Consider the following 16834-nt stretch of genomic DNA (forward strand, 5'->3'; position numbering starts at 1 on the left):
TGAAAATTTCAAATCGCACTGATAGTGAATCCTCACTGCCAGGGCAGAAGTGGATAATGTGAGAGCAGACATATGCAAGAGATCGTCAAAGGTTTTCTGAATTTTCAACAGAATGTGTTCCCTGAAAGGAAGGATCTTTTCAAAAGTTTGGCATCCAACCAAAATCCCAAAGCCCTGTTTATCTCCTGCTCAGACAGCCGTCTGGTGCCAGAGCTGGTGACGCAGTCGGAGCCGGGTCAGCTGTTCGTGATCCGAAACGCCGGTAATATCGTGCCACCGTTTGGTCCAGAGCCGGGCGGCGTGTCCGCAACCATTGAGTACGCGGTTGTCGCTTTGGGCGTGACCGAAATTATTATTTGTGGTCACTCTAACTGCGGTGCCATGAACGCCATTGCTTCCAATGCCGATCTCGAAACCATGCCCGCGGTCGATCACTGGTTGCACTACGCCAACGCGGCGAAAGCGGTGGTGGAAGAGCGTAACTACGATTCCGTTGAGAAGCGTCTCAACGAAATGGTGAAAGAGAACGTGATTGCGCAGCTGAACAATATCAAAACACACCCTTCCGTAGCGGTAGCGCTGCGTAAAGGCAAAATTCGCCTGCATGGATGGGTTTATGATATTGAGAGTGGCGGAATCATTGCCCTGACCAAAGGCGGTGAATCCTTTATTTCGCTGTCGGAAAACCCGGAAACCTGCTTCGAGTAATTCCGCCTAACCACCTGCATTGCAGGTGGTTATCCTCGCAACAGTGCGCCAATCACACTTAACGATCTGCGTCCGGGCATCGACGAGATGGTACGCGATGCGCTGACCTTCCCCGCATAGTAAATTCTCGCCCGGCGGCGTGCCGGGCTTAATGTTTTGTAAATCCTGCACATCCTTTGTCACGCGCTGACTACGCTTTACGGCAGACTGCGATAAAGGAGAATGCCATGCGTTTACTGCCCGCCGCGCTGCTGTTTGGCGCTTTAAGCACGTCCTTACCATTATTCGCTGCCGATGTGCAGGTTCAGGTGCTTCAGGACAAGCTCGACCATCCGTGGTCCGTGGCTTTTCTACCCGATAATCAAACGCTGTTAATCACTGAACGATCCGGCCAGCTGCGCAGTTGGCAGCCGGGTAAAGGCTTGTCGCCACCGATCGGCGGGGTACCGAAGGTGTGGGCGAATCGTCAGGGTGGCTTGCTGGATGTGGTGCTGGCACCGGACTTCGCCGAAAGCCGCCGCGTGTGGCTCAGCTACACCACCGCCGATGCCAGCGGTCGGGCTGGTGGCGTGGTGGGTTATGGTCGCCTGAGCGATGACAACCGTCAGCTGAGTGACTTTAAAGTGGTGCTGGAGCAAACGCCGAAGCTGTCGGGCGGCGCCAATATCGGCACGCGACTGGCATTTGATCGCCAGGGCTTTCTCTATATCGCCTTCGGTGACAACTTCGCCAGCAGCAGCGCGCAACAGCTGGATAAGCTCTCCGGTAAAATCGTGCGTCTGACCAAAGACGGTGAAATCCCGCCGGACAATCCGTTTGTTGATCGTCAAGGCGCGCGCGCGGAAATCTGGTCCTACGGCATGCGCAATCCGCAAGGGCTGGCGCTCAATCCGTGGACGCAGCAAATGTGGGAAAGCGAACACGGCCCGCGCGGGGGTGATGAGGTCAACATCCCCGAGAAGGGCAAAAATTACGGCTGGCCGCTGGCGACGCACGGCATTGATTACAGCGGGCAGAAAGTGCCGGAAGCAAAGGGTAGTGAACTGGAAGGCACTGAGCAACCGCTGTATTTCTGGAAAGTCTCGCCGGCCATCAGCGGCATGGCGTTCTACAACAGCGCGCGTTTCCCGCAGTGGAAAAATTCCCTGTTTATTGGTGCGCTGAAAGAGAAGAGTTTGATTCGCTTGCAGGTCAACGGCGAGAAAGTGGTGGAGGAGCAGAGATTGCTGGAAAATCGTGGCGAGCGTATTCGAGATGTGCGTCAAGGCCCGGATGGTTATCTGTACGTGCTAACCGATGAATCCAACGGCAAGCTGCTGAAAGTGGGGCTGCCAGACACAGCCAGCGCCCCACGCGGTTAAATTAGCGTGCCCAGTTACACACCTCCCATCCGCGCTGTTGTGCTTCCTGCAGCAGCAGCGGATTGGGATTGACCACCCACGCATGATCGGCATGTGCCAGCAGCGGTAAATCATTCATCGAATCGCTGTAAGCCCAGGTGCGTTCAAAGCGTTGATCTTGCTGTAACGCTTTCCAGTCACTGAGGCGTGTCACTTTACCTTCGCGATAGGTCATGGTGCCGTAGGTTTGTCCGCTGTAGCGTTCATCCACCACTTCCACGCCTATCGCCAGCGCGCCGTGTACACCAAGGCGTTCGGCGATGGGCACCGCAAGATGATCGCCGCTGGCGGTGATGATCATTACCGTGTCGCCGCGCTGCTGGTGCCACTCAATACGCTCGCGGGCGGCAGGGAACACGCGCGGCATGATGTCGCGATGGATAAAGCGGCGTACCCAGCCTTCAACGGTCATCGTAGCCATGCCGGCGAGTGGCGCCAGCGTGGTGTTCATATACTCTTCAATGGATAACGTACCGGTGTGATATTGCTCCATCAGGATTTTCTCCTGCTGGATGATCTCTTCGGGGGCAAAGCCCTGTGAAACCAACCAGCGCAGCCAGAGGCTGGTGCTGTCTTCACAAATCAGGGTTTCGTCCAAATCGAAAATGGCTAAGTCCATCGCGGCTCTCCTCAGGCTGACTGAGTTCAGGTTAGCGGAAATTTGTGACTGGCTTAACCGTTCTGCGAAAAATCGGAATTACACGCAAAATTTTTCAATAGTCAGATGGGCAAAAGTGGCGGCGCTGCGCGGTTGGTGCCAGGGTTATTCTAATAAACTCTATAAAACTTTACGATTGAGCGGTTTTTTTCGCTGGCCTGAACCGTTAGCGTGGGGCAAGACATGTCTTGCCTGCAAGAAAACCGAGATTTAACAAGGACAATCTGGTCACGCTCATGAGAAAAAACACCTTCGCTTCTGTCTGGCGGCCGTTGGCTGCGTCTTCACTTCTTTTACTCTTTATCCCCGCAGCCACCCTGGCTGAACAGGCACCTGCGGCACCGCAAATTGACGCCAAAGCCTGGATTTTAATGGATTACAACAGCGGCAAAGTGTTGGCGGAATCCAATGCCGATCAACGCCTCGATCCCGCCAGTTTGACCAAAATGATGACCAGCTATGTGGTCGGCCAGGCGCTGAAATCGGGCAAGATTCACAACGATGACATGGTTACCATCGGCCAGGATGCGTGGGCAACCGGCAATCCCAAGCTGCGCGGCTCATCGCTGATGTTCCTTAAGCCCGGCGATCGCATTCCGGTCTCTGAGCTGAATAAAGGTGTGGTGATTCAATCTGGCAACGATGCCTGTATCGCGCTGGCTGATTATGTCGCGGGCAGCCAGGATTCGTTTATCGGGTTGATGAACAACTACGTCAAGGCCTTTGGCCTGCAAAACACCCACTTTATGACGGTACACGGCCTGGACGCCGAAGGGCAGTACAGCACCGCGCGTGATATGGCGATTATCGGCCAGCGCCTGATTAGCGATGTGCCGGAAGAGTATGCGATCAACAGTGAAAAAGAGTTCACCTTCAATAAGATTAAGCAGATGAACCGCAACCGTCTGCTGTGGAGCACCAATCTCAAGGTGGATGGCATTAAAACCGGTCATACCTCCGGCGCGGGTAACAATCTGGTGGCGTCGGCAACCGAAGGCGATATGCGGCTGATTTCAGTGGTGCTCGGTGCGGCGACCGATGCCACGCGTTTCCGCGAAAGTGAGAAGTTGCTGACGTGGGGCTTCCGCTTCTATGAAACCGTGACGCCGATTAAGGCCGATAAACCGTTTGCGCAGCAGCGCGTTTGGTTTGGCGATCGCAGCCAGGTCAATCTTGGCGTCGCAAAAGACGCCGCGATCACCGTGCCAAAAGGGCAGATGAAAAACCTCAAGGCCAGCTTTACCCTGAATTCACCGCAGCTGGAAGCGCCGCTGGAGAAGAATCAGGTGGTGGGCACTATCGATTTCCAGCTGGACGGCAAAACCATTGAGCAACGTCCGCTGGTGACGATGGAAGCGGTGCCGGAAGGTGGCTTTGTTGGCCGCATTTGGGATTTCATCATGATGAAATTCCACGGCTGGTTCGGGAAGTGGTTTAGTTGAGACAAAAACGGTGCGCTTGATGCGCACCGTTTTTTACAGGCTCGTCATTAATGGCGACCCCATCGCTTACTCACGAATCCACCCTTTCTTAATCGGCATGGCGAACAGCGCGCGATACACCTGATGCGTAAACGCCAGCATGCGTTCGCCATACAGCTGCCACGCCATGTGCGACGCCAGACAACCCAGCAAGCCAACCAGGAATCCGCCCAGCATATCCAGCGGCCAGTGCACGCCAAGATAGACGCGTGACCAGGCGATGGCGCTGCCTATCACCAGCAACACCACACCTGACCAAAGGCGATGCCAGAAGATAAATGCCAGCGCAAAGGTGAAAATGGTGGTGCCGTGATCGCTCGGATAGGAATCATCAGGTCGGTGTGACAGTAACTGATGGCCAAAACCAATAGCGAACGGACGCGGATGCGGCAGCAGCTGGCCGACGCACCACGAAATGCTCAGCGCATACAGCAGCGCCATGCCGGTTTTTAGCACCAGCTCGCGTTGAGACTGCACCTGATCGCGCGGTCCCCACAGCCACAGCGCCACAATCAGCAGTGGTACGATGGCGATCACATCTTTGGCGATAAAAGTCGCCAGAGTGATCAGCCACTGCGGTGAATCCTCTGTAGCGTTAATCCATAAAAAGAGCGTGTGGTTCAATGCTTCCATCACGATTCCTTGTCCTCGTCTTGTTTACCCGAAAAACAGCAGAGCAAAATTGTCTGCAAAATAAAGCTGATAGCCTAGAAGCGTCCGAACCAGGAATAAATAGTCGCGCTCTTAATCTTATCGCGGGTTGTTGGAGTGTTTAACTTTGATGAAAGTTGCATGAAGATTTAAAAAATCGACATCAGAGTGGCAGGATGGAATTTTTGTCTGAGAAGAACCTTAAGCGGCAGAATGGCAGCCATAAAAAAACCCGCAAGTCAGTGACCGGCGGGCTCCACAATTTGGGGATTTCAAAGAAAAGCAGTGGCACTTATTCAGACTGCGACCCCAGAAGAAAGTTCTGGACAGCGCAAAAATATTTTTATAAAGGCAAAAGCGGCCAGATTATCACGATCAGGGTACCGGCCAGCGTCAGCAAAACATTCGCGATCGCATACGTTCCTGCATAGCCCAAGGCTGGGATGCTGCTGCGCGCGGTATCGCTGATGATCTCCATCGCTGGCGCACAGGTGCGCGCGCCCATGATGGCACCAAACAGCAGCGCGCGGTTCATACGCAGCACGTAAGCGCCGAACAGATAGCAAATCACCACCGGCAGCAAACTCACCAGCAAGCCACTCAGCAGCATCAACGCGCCGGCGCTGCCGAAACCGTGCTGCAAGCCGCTGCCCGCGCTCAGACCTACGCCCGCCATAAACACCATCAGGCCAAACTCTTTCACCATCGTCAGCGCACCCTGCGGGATGTAGCCAAATGTAGGATGGTTAGCGCGCATAAAGCCCAGCATGATGCCTGCGAACAACAGTCCAGCGGCGTTACCGATGCCGAAGCTGAAATTGCTGAACTGGAAGGTGATCATCCCGACCATCAAGCCGACGATAAAAAAGGCGCAGAAGGCCAGCAGATCGGTGATTTGGCTGTGGATGGCGATAAAGCCAATGCGATCGGCCAGGCTTTTCACGCGACGCGCTTCGCCGCTTACCTGCAGCACATCGCCTTTGTTTAGCATAATGCTGTCATCGATCGGCATTTCGATTTGGCTGCGAATCACCCGGTTGAGGAAGCAGCCGTGATCGGTCAGTTTGAGATGACTCAGGCGCTTGTTCACCGCGTTGTGATTTTTCACCACAATCTCTTCGGTGACGATGCGCATATCCAGCAGGTCACGGTCGAACACCTCTTTGCCGTTACGGAAGCTGGGATCAAGACGCGCGTGCGCATCGGGATAGCCCACCAGCGAGATATCGTCGCCCAGCTGCAGCATCGCGTCACCGTCCGGGCTGGCGAGAATACCGTTGCGGCGCAAACGCTCGATGTAGCAGCCGGTCTGGCGATGAATGCCCAGCTCGCGCAGGTTTTTACCGCCGCTCCACTCCACCAGTTCCGGACCCACGCGATACGCGCGGATCACCGGCAGAAACACTTTGCGCTGGCTATCGGCGTCGAGGCCGCGCTCGCGCGCGATTTGCTGCGCGCAGGTCGGCAGATCCTGGTGCTGCAGGCGCGGCAGATAGCGGGCGCCAAAAATCAGGCTGACTAAACCCACCAGATAAGTGAGGGCATAACCGAGGCTGAGGTTATCCTGCATCAAAGTGAGCTGATGGCTGTCGCTAATGCTTTGCCGCAACGTATCGCCAGCACCTACCAGCACCGGCGTTGAGGTCATTGAACCGGCCAACATGCCCGCGGTTAAACCAATATCCCAGCCGAATACTTTGCCGAGCGTCAGGGCGATTAACAGCGCGCTGACCACCATGACAATCGCCAGAAAGAAGTAGTTTTTACCGTCGCGGAAAAATATCGAGAAAAAGTTAGGCCCGGCTTCGACGCCAACACAAAAAATAAACAACATAAAGCCAAGACTTAATGCGTCAGTATTAATGGCGAAATGCTGTTGACCTAAAATCAACGAAACAACCAGGACTCCAATGGAATTACCGAGTTGGACCGAGCCGAGGCGTAATTTACCTAAGCAGAGTCCGAGGGCTAAAACGACAAATAATAACAGAACGTCATTTCCGCTTAACAATTCTGCGACGTTAATGTTCACGGTTTAACTTCTTCTTAACCTGTAACCAGTTGATGAGAGGGGCTTTTTTCGCTATCTTGTGCCGAACGTTAAGGTTCTTGCAACAAAAGCGTTCAAGCCGAAATCTAAAGCGGCGTCATTCTAATCATAATTAACACCCTCAGCTATCGGCAGTTTTCATTCCTTTCGCCTCCAGCTGTTTCTTTTTATTTCCAGTCGTGCGCATCAGGGCAGTAAAAGTTTCATAATTGTTAACGTCAAAGTTGAGGATAATTATGTTGCAGCGCAATAATCGCTGGCCAGCATCCATTCTGGGCGTGATGCTTTATACGCTGGTGTTTATTTATGCACATCATTTCTGGTCCGCTGCCAGTGAACAAGCCGTTCGCGGACAGCCAGAATTACTGCTGTTTTTACTGCCGGGATGTTTGATGGCGCTACTGCAGCCGGAAAGTCCGCTTATCAGCACCTTGTGGGTCGCGCTAGGCGGTACGCTGCTGGGTATGATGTGGTTGATGCTGGCGGTGCCAATGACGCACAGCGGCTTGTTGATTGTGGCCTGGAGTTTGAGTGCGCTGTTTTGGGCGGGCTGTGGTGCGCTGCTGGTGCGCTTGCTGCGGATTATGCTGGCGATGCGAGCCGAATAGTACCTGCAAAAACGGGCCCGCAGGCCCGTTCTCTTAGGCTTCGATACCCAGGTTTTCTTTGGTCCAGGCAGCGAATTCGGTGTAACCACCGATGTGCTGATCGTCGAGGAAAATCTGCGGCACGGTTGTCACCGGCTTGCCGGCACGGGCTTCCAGATCGGCTTTAGTAATGCCGGTGGCCTGAATATCCACGTACTGATAGTTAAAATCGTCGCGCTCGCTGGTCAGCTTCGCCGCCAACTCTTTCGCACGTACGCAGTAAGGGCAGCTAGAACGGCCAAAAATCACTGCAATCATTGCTTCTCTCCTTCCGCTGCTGTTTTGTGACTAGAATCACATCACAGCGTGAATAATGCGTCACATCATGCCCGCCCATCCTGCTTAAAGGAAGAAGAATATACCTGTTACTCTAATACTTACCGCCTATACATTGGGTAAAATGCGGCTAACGCTGAAAGAACAATCAAGGAACCATCGCATGCGTAATCTCGCCACATTACCCAAACCCGTGTTGCTACTCGAAGTGCTCGGCGTGCTTGCCGTGATTGGCGCCTTGTTGCTTACCAACGATTGGGTGAGCGCACCTGATTTCATCGCCAAAAAGCCGCTGGCGACGCTGCTGTTTTTTCTTGGTATCGCGCTGATGCTGCCTGCCGCATGGATGATGATGTGGCGCACGGCGAAGGCGATGGCCCCGCAATTGTTCAATCATTCCAACAAAAAGAAGTAACCACCGGAGAGAATTTATGACGCCGACTATCGATTTACTGTGCAGCCACCGTTCCATTCGCGCTTTTACCGAACAGGGCATTGACGAGGCGCAACGCAGCGCCATCATTGCAGCGGCACAAGCGGCTTCGACCTCCAGCTTTTTACAGTGCTCCTCAATTATTCGTATCACCGATCCCGCTAAGCGCGAGCAGCTGGTCCAGCTGACCGGCGGCCAGCCTTGGGTCAGCGCGGCGGCGGAGTTTTGGGTGTTCTGTGCGGATTTCAATCGTCATCAACAGATCTGCCCGGATGCGCAACTGGGGCGTGCTGAACAGCTGCTGCTCGGCTGCGTTGATACCGCGCTGATGGCGCAAAATGCCATGGTGGCGGCGGAATCGCTGGGCCTTGGCGGCGTATTTATTGGCGGGATTCGCAACAGCATCGCTGAAGTGACCGAGCTGCTTGAACTGCCGAAGTTTGTGCTGCCGCTGTTCGGCTTCTGCATCGGTCATCCGGCTGATACACCCGATGTTAAACCCCGCATGCCGCACGCGATGCTGGTACATGAAAACCGCTATCATGCAGTCGATAAAAACCTGTTGGCGCAATACGATGAGCAAATTACCGCCTATTATCAGCAGCGTGATAGCAACCAGCGTTCCGAAACCTGGAGTCAGCTGATTCAGCGTCTGATTATTAAAGAAACGCGTCCCTTCATACTGGATTACCTGCATCAGCAGGGCTGGGCGACGCGCTAAGCACAAGGAACTCTGCAATGAAAATGGCCATTCTCACTCGCGATGGATCGATCTATTCGTGTAAGCGTCTGCGCGACGCCGCGGAGGAGCGTGGCCATCAAGTGCAGATGATCGATCCGCTCTCCTGCTACATGAACATCAATTCCGATTCGCCCGCAGTGCACTACCGCGGCGAGGCGCTGGGGCATTTTGATGCGGTGATCCCGCGCATTGGCACCGCTACCACTTTTTATGGCACTGCGGTGCTGCGCCAGTTTGAGGTGCGCGGCAGCTACCCCCTCAATGAATCGGTGGCGATTACCCGCGCGCGCGACAAACTGCGTTCGCTGCAGCTGCTGGCGCGTGAGGGCATTGATATGCCGATCACCGGTTTTGCTTCTTCGCCGGATGATACTGACGATTTGATTGCGATGGTGGGCGGTGCGCCGCTGGTGGTGAAACTGGTGGAGGGCACACAGGGCATCGGTGTGGTGCTGGCGGAAACGCGGCAGGCAGCGGAGAGCGTGATTGACGCCTTTCGTGGCCTCAATGCCCATATTCTGGTGCAGGAGTTCATCAAGGAAGCGCAAGGGCGCGATATTCGCTGCCTGGTGATTGGCAATGAAGTGGTGGCGGCGATTGAGCGCGAGGCGAAAGAGGGCGATTTTCGTTCCAATCTGCATCGCGGCGGCAAAGCGCGTGCGGTGGAGATCACTGAACAGGAGCGCAAAATCGCGGTGAAAGCCGCCTGCACGCTGGGGCTGGAAGTGGCCGGTGTGGATATCCTGCGCGCCCAGCGTGGTCCGCTGGTTATGGAGGTAAACGCCTCACCGGGACTGGAAGGGATTGAGGGCATTACCGGTTTAGATATCGCCACCATGATGATCACGTGGATTGAGCAGCACGCTTGCCCCGGCTATCGTCCTAAAACCGGCGGCTAACCGGCGCTTTTCAGCGGTTTTCGTGGCATCCAGATCGGTTTTTCCGTAAGCTAAGGCGCTTATTTCTTCACCCCACAGGATATTACGATGGATTCACTGGTCGTTCCGGACATTGACGTGCTGCGTCGCTGGCTGGATCAACAAAATATCACCTGGTTCGAATGCGATGCCTGTCAGGCACTGCACCTGCCGCACATGCAGAATTTTGACGGGGTGTTTGATGCAAAAATTGACCTGGTGGATAACATTATCCTCTTCTCCGCGCTGGCAGAAGTAAAACCTACGGCGCTGATTCCGCTGGTGGGCGATCTCTCGCAGATCAATGCCAGTTCGCTAACGATTAAAGCCTTTGTTGATATTCAGGACGACAATCTGCCGAAGCTGATTGTCTGCCAGTCGATCAGTACCAGCGCCGGATTAACCTTCGGGCAGTTCTCCCACTTTATGAAGCAGAGTGAAGAGGGCGTTTCTATGGTAATCATGGAAGCCTTTGCTAATCACCTGCTGGTGGTTGAAGAAGAAGAGGAGCGACAGCCGAGCTCCAGCAGCCACGCGATGCTGCACTGAGTTCCCCGCCTCGCTAACTGCCGCTTTTTGCGGCAGTTTTCATTTTTGCCCCACCACTTTTTATTCTGCACTTTGCCCTTTATTGCCAGATATTAGTCGTGCTTTATGCCACTAGTGCCAAACCCCATAGCAGAAACATGCATAACTCATCGCAAAAAGGCGTTTTTTAAGCTGGGATCTGGTGAAGGTGGTGCGGGGGGGCTATTCTTGCGGGGCTGCTTGAGACGTGCAACCTCAGCGCAGGTATAGGTTTTTGCTATTAAACTCCCGCTGAATATTGATTCATTGTGTGCCTGTGATTTAACAGAAAACGCAACGTCCGGATCGCCGTGTATGCAGCGTTGTGATGACCCGCTCAGGAGGAAGTAAAACATGTTCAACCAACGTCAAAAATGGTTGTCAGGTGTGGTTGCTGGTGCATTGATGGCTGCGGCCGGTGGTGTGCAGGCCGAAGGCAGTACGGTACATGTGTATAACTGGTCCGATTATATCGCGGCGGATACCGTGCCGAACTTCGAAAAGCAGACCGGCGATAAAGTGGTGTATGACGTCTTTGATTCTAACGAAGTGTTGGAAGGCAAACTGATGGCGGGCAGTACCGGCTACGACGTGGTGGTGCCGTCGTCCAGCTTCCTCGCGCGTCAGCTGCAATCCGGCGTATTCCAGGAGCTGGATAAGAGCAAGCTGCCGAACTACAAAAACCTTGATCCCGATCTGATGAAGAAACTGGAGCAGCACGATCCGGGTAACAAATTTGCGATTCCTTATCTGTGGGGCACCACCGGCATCGGCTATAACGTCGATAAAGTAAAAGCCGCACTGGGCAAAGATGTGCCGCTGGATAGCTGGGATTTGGTGCTGAAACCGGAAAACCTGGAAAAACTGAAAGGCTGCGGGGTTTCCTTCCTTGATGCGCCGGAAGAGATTTTCGCTACTGTGCTGAACTACCTTGGCAAAGATCCTAACAGCTCTGACGCGAAAGATTACTCTGGCGCAGCCACTGATTTGCTGCTGAAACTGCGTCCGAACATCCGTTACTTCCACTCGTCGCAGTACATCAACGACCTGGCGAACGGCAACATCTGCGTGGCGATTGGCTGGTCAGGCGATATTCTGCAGGCGAAAGATCGTGCGGACAAAGCCAACAACGGCGTGCATGTCGGCTATATCGTGCCAAAGCAGGGCGCTCTGGCATTCTTCGACATGTTCGCGATTCCTAAAGACGCGAAAAATGTGGAAGGCGCCTACCAATTCCTTAATTACATGATGGATCCCAAAGTCATCGCTGATGTTTCCAACAACATGAACTATGCCAACGGTAACAAAGCCTCGCTGCCGCTGATCAATGCGGACGTGCGCAACAATCCGGGCATTTTCCCAACGCCGGATGCCATGGCCAAACTGTTTGTGCTCAAGGTCCAGGATCCGAAACTGGATCGTGTGCGCACCCGTGCATGGACTAAAGTAAAAAGTGGTAAGTAATTCGTTCTGAACGATTATTGCCTGAAGACGACAGCAGAGGCGCAGTAATGGCCTCTGTTGTGCCATTTTTAGCGGCTGGCTGTGCCGCGCGATTTTAGCGCCGGAGAAATGTTAGTGAACGACGCGATTCCCCGCCCCCCAAATAAAACGGCTAAGGCGATGACGCCGCTGCTGGAAATTCGCAACCTGACTAAATCGTTTGACGGCCAGCACGCCGTGGATGATGTCAGTCTGACCATTTACAAAGGTGAGATTTTTGCGCTGCTGGGCGCATCCGGCTGTGGTAAATCGACCTTGCTGCGCATGCTGGCGGGATTCGAACCGCCCACCAGCGGCCAGATTGTGCTGGATGGCCAGGATCTCTCCCATGTTCCGCCGTATCAGCGCCCGATCAACATGATGTTCCAGTCCTACGCACTGTTCCCGCACATGACGGTGGAGCAGAACATCGCCTTTGGCCTGAAGCAGGACAAACTGCCGAAAGGCGAAATCAGCAGCCGCGTTGAAGAGATGCTGTCGCTGGTGCATATGCAGGAGTTCGCGAAGCGTAAGCCGCATCAGCTCTCTGGCGGTCAGCGTCAGCGTGTGGCGCTGGCGCGTAGCCTGGCGAAGCGGCCAAAACTGCTGCTGCTCGACGAGCCGATGGGCGCACTGGATAAAAAGCTGCGTGACCGCATGCAGCACGAAGTGGTCGATATTCTCGAGCGCGTCGGCGCCACCTGCGTAATGGTGACGCACGATCAGGAAGAAGCGATGACCATGGCGGGCCGCATCGCCATCATGAACCGCGGTAAATTTGTGCAGATTGGTGAGCCGGAAGAGATCTACGAGCATCCCACCAGCCGCTACAGCGCCGAGTTCATCGGTTCGGTAAACGTGTTCGAAGGCTTACTGCGCGAACGCGGTGAAGACGCGCTGATCATCGATGCGCCGGGCCTGGTGCATCCGCTGAAAGTGCAGACCGATGTTTCTGTCGTCGATAACGTGCCGGTCCATGTGGCGCTGCGTCCGGAAAAAGTGATGCTGTGCGAAGAGGTGCCTGCCGATGGCTGTAACTTTGCCGTAGGTGAAGTGGTGCATATCGCCTATCTCGGCGACCTGTCGATTTATCACGTGCGCCTGCGCAGCGGCCAGATGATCAGCGCACAGTTGCAAAACGCCCACCGCTACCGCAAAGGCGCGCCAACGTGGGGCGATGAAGTGCGTCTCTGCTGGGACGCCGACAGCTGTGTGGTTCTGACGGTTTAAGGGGGCGATATGAGCCAGATTTCTCAACGCAGCGAGCCCGAAGTGGTGGGCACGCCGCTGCAGCGCTGGGCGACGCGCATCAAGATGCAGCACGGCCGCAAGCTGGTGATTGCCATGCCATATCTGTGGCTGATCCTGCTGTTCCTGCTGCCGTTCCTGATCGTGCTGAAGATCAGCTTTGCCGATATTGCGCGCGCTATTCCGCCGTACACCGATTTGGTCACCTGGGCCGATGGTCAGCTCAATCTGGTACTCAATCTCGGTAATTACTTCACGCTGACCGACGATCCGCTGTATGCCGATGCGTACCTGACGTCGCTGAAAGTGGCGGGCATCTCCACCATTATCTGCCTGATGATCGGATACCCGCTGGCGTGGGCGGTGGCGCACAGCAAGCCGTCAATGCGCACTATTTTGCTGCTGCTGGTGATCCTGCCATCGTGGACCTCGTTCCTGGTGCGCGTTTACGCGTGGATGGGCCTGCTCAACAACAACGGCATTCTCAACCGCTTCCTGATGTGGCTCGGCATTATCGATCATCCGCTGGTGATCCTCTACACCAACACGGCGGTGTATATCGGGATCGTTTACTGCTATCTGCCGTTTATGGTGCTGCCAATTTATACCGCGCTGACGCGTATAGATTATTCGCTGGTGGAAGCCTCGCTGGATCTCGGTGCACGTCCGCTGAAGACCTTTTTCAGCGTGATTGTGCCGCTGACCAAAGGCGGGATTATTGCCGGCTCAATGCTGGTGTTTATTCCGGCGGTCGGCGAGTACGTGATCCCGGAACTGCTCGGCGGTCCGGACAGCATCATGATTGGGCGTATTTTGTGGCAGGAGTTCTTTAACAACCGTGACTGGCCGGTAGCGTCCGCGCTGGCGGTGATCATCCTGCTGATTCTGATATTGCCGATTATCTGGTTCCACAAGCATCAGAACCGTGAAGTGGGAGAGAAAGAATGAGCCAGTTACCGACTATTCGCTCTCCGTGGCGCACTGTGATTCTGCTGCTGTGCTTTATGTTCCTCTACGCGCCGATGCTGCTGCTGGTGGTTTATTCCTTCAATAGTTCGCCGCTGGTCACGGTATGGGAGAGCTTCTCGTTCCACTGGTACAACGTATTGTTCCAGGATCAGGCGATGCTGGATGCGGTGGGACTCAGCCTGACCATCGCCGCGCTCTCAGCCACCATGGCGGTGGTGCTCGGCACCATGGCGGCGGTGGTGATTGTGCGCTTTGGCCGCTTCCGTGGACACAACGGCTTCGCCTTTATGCTGACGGCGCCGCTGGTGATGCCTGATGTGATCACCGGTTTGTCCTTGCTGCTGCTATTTGTGGCGATGGGCAACACCCTTGGCTGGCCGAGCGATCGCGGCATGCTGACCATCTGGCTGGCGCACGTGACCTTCTGTACTGCTTACGTGGCGGTGGTGATCAATTCGCGTCTGCGTGAACTGGATCGCTCAATTGAAGAGGCGGCGATGGATCTCGGCGCAACGCCGGTGAAAGTGTTCTTTGTGATCACCGTACCGATGATCGCGCCCGCGATCGTTACCGGCTGGCTGCTGGCGTTTACCTTGTCGCTGGACGATTTAGTGATTGCCAGCTTCGTGACCGGCCCAGGCGCGACCACCTTGCCGATGGCGATTTTCGCCACCGTGCGTCGTGGCGTCAATCCAGAGATCAACGCTTTAGCCTCGCTGATTCTGTTTGTCGTCGGTTTAGTTGGTTTTATCGCCTGGCGCTTTATGGCGCACGAAGAAAAGCAGCGTTTACGCGATATTCAGAAAGCAAAACGTGGCTGAAAGCCGTAACATTTGTCACTATAAGAACGGGCTGATTTTATCGGCCCGTTTTATTATGGTTACGGAGCGACACCATGTCGGAAACCCTGAAACACGGTTCAATCATTAACGCTACACCGGTGCCCGTGATGGTGGCGGGCAGCGCTATCATCATTACGCGTTGCCTCAGCGTGTTGATGCTGGCCAACGAACTGGGTTACGACGAACTCGCCAACTTCGTGCATCGCAGCGCGCAAGCCTGGGATTCCACCCTGATCTTTATCGCTAGCCAGCTGATTTTCCTGTTTGAACTGCGCTGCGCCTTTATTCTGATGCGCGGCAACAATCGTGGGCGCTGGGGCTATGTCGCGACGCAAATCATTGTGCTGATCTACATGTTGATGGCATCGGTGGGCTGGATCTACCCGGAAATTTTTAGCATTCCCGGTGAAAGTAATGCGCAGATCATTCATCACACGCTGCTGCAAAAGCTCCCGGATGTGTTGGTATTAGGGCTGCTGTTTGTGCCGGCCAGCAGTCGCGCTTTTTTCCGGCGCCGGTGATACAATCGCCCCCCATTTTTTCTCCCGATTCTGACTACAGGCATTTGCATGCATTGCGCGCTTTATGATGCCGGTCGCTGTCGTTCGTGTCAGTGGCTGGAAAAACCCTATCCGCAACAGCTCAACGATAAGCAGTCGCTGCTTGAACAACTGCTGGCTGAAAAGCCGGTGGGCGAATGGCTGCCGCCGGTGCAATCCGCGCAGCAAGGGTTTCGCAATAAGGCCAAAATGGTAGTCAGCGGGAGCGTAGAGCGGCCGATTTTAGGCATGGTGGCGCGCGACGGTGAACCGGTCGATCTCTGCGCTTGCCCGCTCTATCCCGACAGCTTCAGTGCGGTGTTCGCGCAGCTCAAACCTTTTATCGCCCGCGCCGGTTTAACGCCCTACAACGTGGCGCGTAAACGCGGTGAGCTGAAATTTCTGCTGCTGACGGAGAGTACGCAGGGCGGCATGATGCTGCGTTTTGTGCTGCGTTCCACCAGCAAGCTGCAGCAGCTGCGCGACGCCTTGCCGTGGCTGCAACAGCAACTGCCGCAGCTGAAGGTGATTTCCGCCAATATTCAGCCGGTGCATATGGCGATTCTTGAAGGCGACGAAGAGATTGCGCTGACGCCGGATCAGGCGCTAGCGGAGCGCTTTAATCAGGTTCCGCTCTATATTCGCCCGCAAAGCTTCTTTCAGACCAATCCACAGGTTGCAGCCAATCTCTATGCCACCGCGCGCGATTGGGTCGCGCAGTTGCCGGTGAGCAGCATGTGGGATCTGTTTTGTGGCGTCGGGGGATTTGGCCTGCACTGCGCAACGCCCGAAATGCAGCTGACCGGCATCGAAATCAATGCTGAAGCCATCGCCTGTGCGCAGCAGTCGGCGCAGCAGCTGGGATTAGAAAAAGTGAGTTTTGCCGCGCTGGATTCCACGCAGTTCGCCACTTCACGGGAAGCGGTGCCGCAGCTGGTATTAGTGAATCCGCCACGTCGCGGTATTGGCGCAGAGTTGTGTGCTTATCTCAGTGAGATGGCGCCGGATTACCTTCTCTATTCCAGCTGCAATCCCAGCAGCATGGCGCAGGATATCGCGCGTCTGGCCAATTATGACGTGAGCCGCGTACAGCTGTTCGACATGTTCCCGCATACCGCGCATTTTGAAGTGCTGTGCTTGCTGAGCAAGAAGGGTGGGACGGCGTAACGTTCACCTGCACGGAGGACGTGCAGAACCTGGCAGGCAGCACGCTCCGCCTTCCCA

General features: G+C 54.9%; 18 protein-coding genes. 14 read left to right on the forward strand and 4 right to left on the reverse strand.

Annotated elements, in window-relative coordinates; translation table 11 throughout:
• The first annotated feature begins 72 nt into the window (after window positions 1-72).
• Window positions 73-708 carry a carbonic anhydrase gene (locus tag DEU53_RS01445; RefSeq protein WP_101760997.1) on the forward strand — a complete coding sequence of 212 codons (636 nt, stop codon included), beginning with the start codon at window positions 73-75 and terminating at the stop codon, window positions 706-708.
• 227 nt (window positions 709-935) lie between these two features.
• Complete coding sequence (locus tag DEU53_RS01455) at window positions 936-2069, forward strand: PQQ-dependent sugar dehydrogenase (protein ID WP_110865821.1); 1134 nt, start codon at window positions 936-938, stop codon at window positions 2067-2069.
• A 1-nt stretch (window position 2070) separates the two neighbouring features.
• Here the strand turns inward: DEU53_RS01455 and DEU53_RS01460 are convergent, their stop codons facing one another.
• Window positions 2071-2727 (reverse strand): HAD family phosphatase, encoded by a 657-nt coding sequence (locus DEU53_RS01460; RefSeq protein WP_110865822.1) that lies wholly within the window; start codon window positions 2725-2727, stop codon window positions 2071-2073.
• 275 nt (window positions 2728-3002) lie between these two features.
• Between DEU53_RS01460 and DEU53_RS01465 the strand changes: the two genes are divergently transcribed.
• On the forward strand, window positions 3003-4208 hold the full coding sequence (locus DEU53_RS01465) for a serine hydrolase (RefSeq protein ID WP_101760993.1): 1206 nt from the start codon (window positions 3003-3005) through the stop codon (window positions 4206-4208).
• Window positions 4209-4274: 66 nt separating this feature from the next.
• Here DEU53_RS01465 and ybjG read toward each other — a convergent pair whose 3' ends face one another.
• Both ybjG and DEU53_RS01475 read right to left on the reverse strand, forming a co-directional pair.
• Entirely contained in the window at window positions 4275-4880 is a 606-nt protein-coding gene (gene ybjG / locus DEU53_RS01470; RefSeq protein WP_101760992.1) for an undecaprenyl-diphosphate phosphatase, read from the reverse strand.
• Between the two features lie 361 nt (window positions 4881-5241).
• On the reverse strand, window positions 5242-6930 hold the full coding sequence (locus tag DEU53_RS01475) for an aspartate:alanine antiporter (protein WP_101760991.1): 1689 nt from the start codon (window positions 6928-6930) through the stop codon (window positions 5242-5244).
• 254 nt (window positions 6931-7184) lie between these two features.
• Here DEU53_RS01475 and ybjM point away from each other — a divergent pair, with 254 nt between their 5' ends.
• Window positions 7185-7556, forward strand: coding sequence for an inner membrane protein YbjM (gene ybjM / locus DEU53_RS01480; RefSeq protein ID WP_110865823.1), 372 nt, complete (start codon window positions 7185-7187; stop codon window positions 7554-7556).
• A gap of 33 nt (window positions 7557-7589) precedes the next feature.
• Here the strand turns inward: ybjM and DEU53_RS01485 are convergent, their stop codons facing one another.
• Window positions 7590-7853, reverse strand: a complete 264-nt coding sequence (locus DEU53_RS01485; RefSeq protein ID WP_007887673.1) for a GrxA family glutaredoxin — start codon at window positions 7851-7853, stop codon at window positions 7590-7592.
• 181 nt (window positions 7854-8034) lie between these two features.
• Between DEU53_RS01485 and DEU53_RS01490 the strand changes: the two genes are divergently transcribed.
• From DEU53_RS01490 to rlmC, 10 genes are all read left to right on the forward strand, one after another.
• On the forward strand, window positions 8035-8286 hold the full coding sequence (locus tag DEU53_RS01490) for a DUF1418 family protein (protein WP_101760989.1): 252 nt from the start codon (window positions 8035-8037) through the stop codon (window positions 8284-8286).
• A 16-nt stretch (window positions 8287-8302) separates the two neighbouring features.
• The gene (gene nfsA / locus DEU53_RS01495) at window positions 8303-9025 is read left to right on the forward strand and encodes an oxygen-insensitive NADPH nitroreductase (RefSeq protein ID WP_101760988.1); all 723 of its coding nucleotides are present in this window, start codon (window positions 8303-8305) and stop codon (window positions 9023-9025) included.
• A gap of 17 nt (window positions 9026-9042) precedes the next feature.
• On the forward strand, window positions 9043-9945 hold the full coding sequence (rimK, locus tag DEU53_RS01500) for a 30S ribosomal protein S6--L-glutamate ligase (protein ID WP_110865824.1): 903 nt from the start codon (window positions 9043-9045) through the stop codon (window positions 9943-9945).
• Window positions 9946-10032: 87 nt separating this feature from the next.
• Complete coding sequence (locus DEU53_RS01505; RefSeq protein ID WP_110865825.1) at window positions 10033-10512, forward strand: YbjN domain-containing protein; 480 nt, start codon at window positions 10033-10035, stop codon at window positions 10510-10512.
• Window positions 10513-10884: 372 nt separating this feature from the next.
• The gene (gene potF, locus DEU53_RS01510; RefSeq protein WP_101760986.1) at window positions 10885-11994 is read left to right on the forward strand and encodes a spermidine/putrescine ABC transporter substrate-binding protein PotF; all 1110 of its coding nucleotides are present in this window, start codon (window positions 10885-10887) and stop codon (window positions 11992-11994) included.
• Window positions 11995-12108: 114 nt separating this feature from the next.
• Window positions 12109-13242: a putrescine ABC transporter ATP-binding subunit PotG gene (gene potG, locus DEU53_RS01515; RefSeq protein ID WP_158238594.1), complete on the forward strand. Its 1134-nt coding sequence runs from the start codon at window positions 12109-12111 to the stop codon at window positions 13240-13242.
• A 9-nt stretch (window positions 13243-13251) separates the two neighbouring features.
• Window positions 13252-14208, forward strand: coding sequence for a putrescine ABC transporter permease PotH (gene potH, locus DEU53_RS01520; protein WP_110865826.1), 957 nt, complete (start codon window positions 13252-13254; stop codon window positions 14206-14208).
• A complete protein-coding gene (gene potI / locus DEU53_RS01525; protein ID WP_101760983.1) occupies window positions 14205-15050 on the forward strand; it encodes a putrescine ABC transporter permease PotI in 846 nt (281 codons plus the stop codon). Before potH ends, potI begins: the two co-directional genes overlap by 4 nt.
• 74 nt (window positions 15051-15124) lie before the next feature.
• On the forward strand, window positions 15125-15592 hold the full coding sequence (locus tag DEU53_RS01530) for a YbjO family protein (RefSeq protein ID WP_110865827.1): 468 nt from the start codon (window positions 15125-15127) through the stop codon (window positions 15590-15592).
• A gap of 48 nt (window positions 15593-15640) precedes the next feature.
• On the forward strand, window positions 15641-16777 hold the full coding sequence (gene rlmC / locus DEU53_RS01535; RefSeq protein ID WP_110865828.1) for a 23S rRNA (uracil(747)-C(5))-methyltransferase RlmC: 1137 nt from the start codon (window positions 15641-15643) through the stop codon (window positions 16775-16777).
• Window positions 16778-16834 lie beyond the last annotated feature (57 nt).

This window comes from Pantoea sp. AG1095, assembly GCF_003208415.1.
In the GTDB taxonomy this organism is placed as follows: domain Bacteria; phylum Pseudomonadota; class Gammaproteobacteria; order Enterobacterales; family Enterobacteriaceae; genus Pantoea; species Pantoea leporis.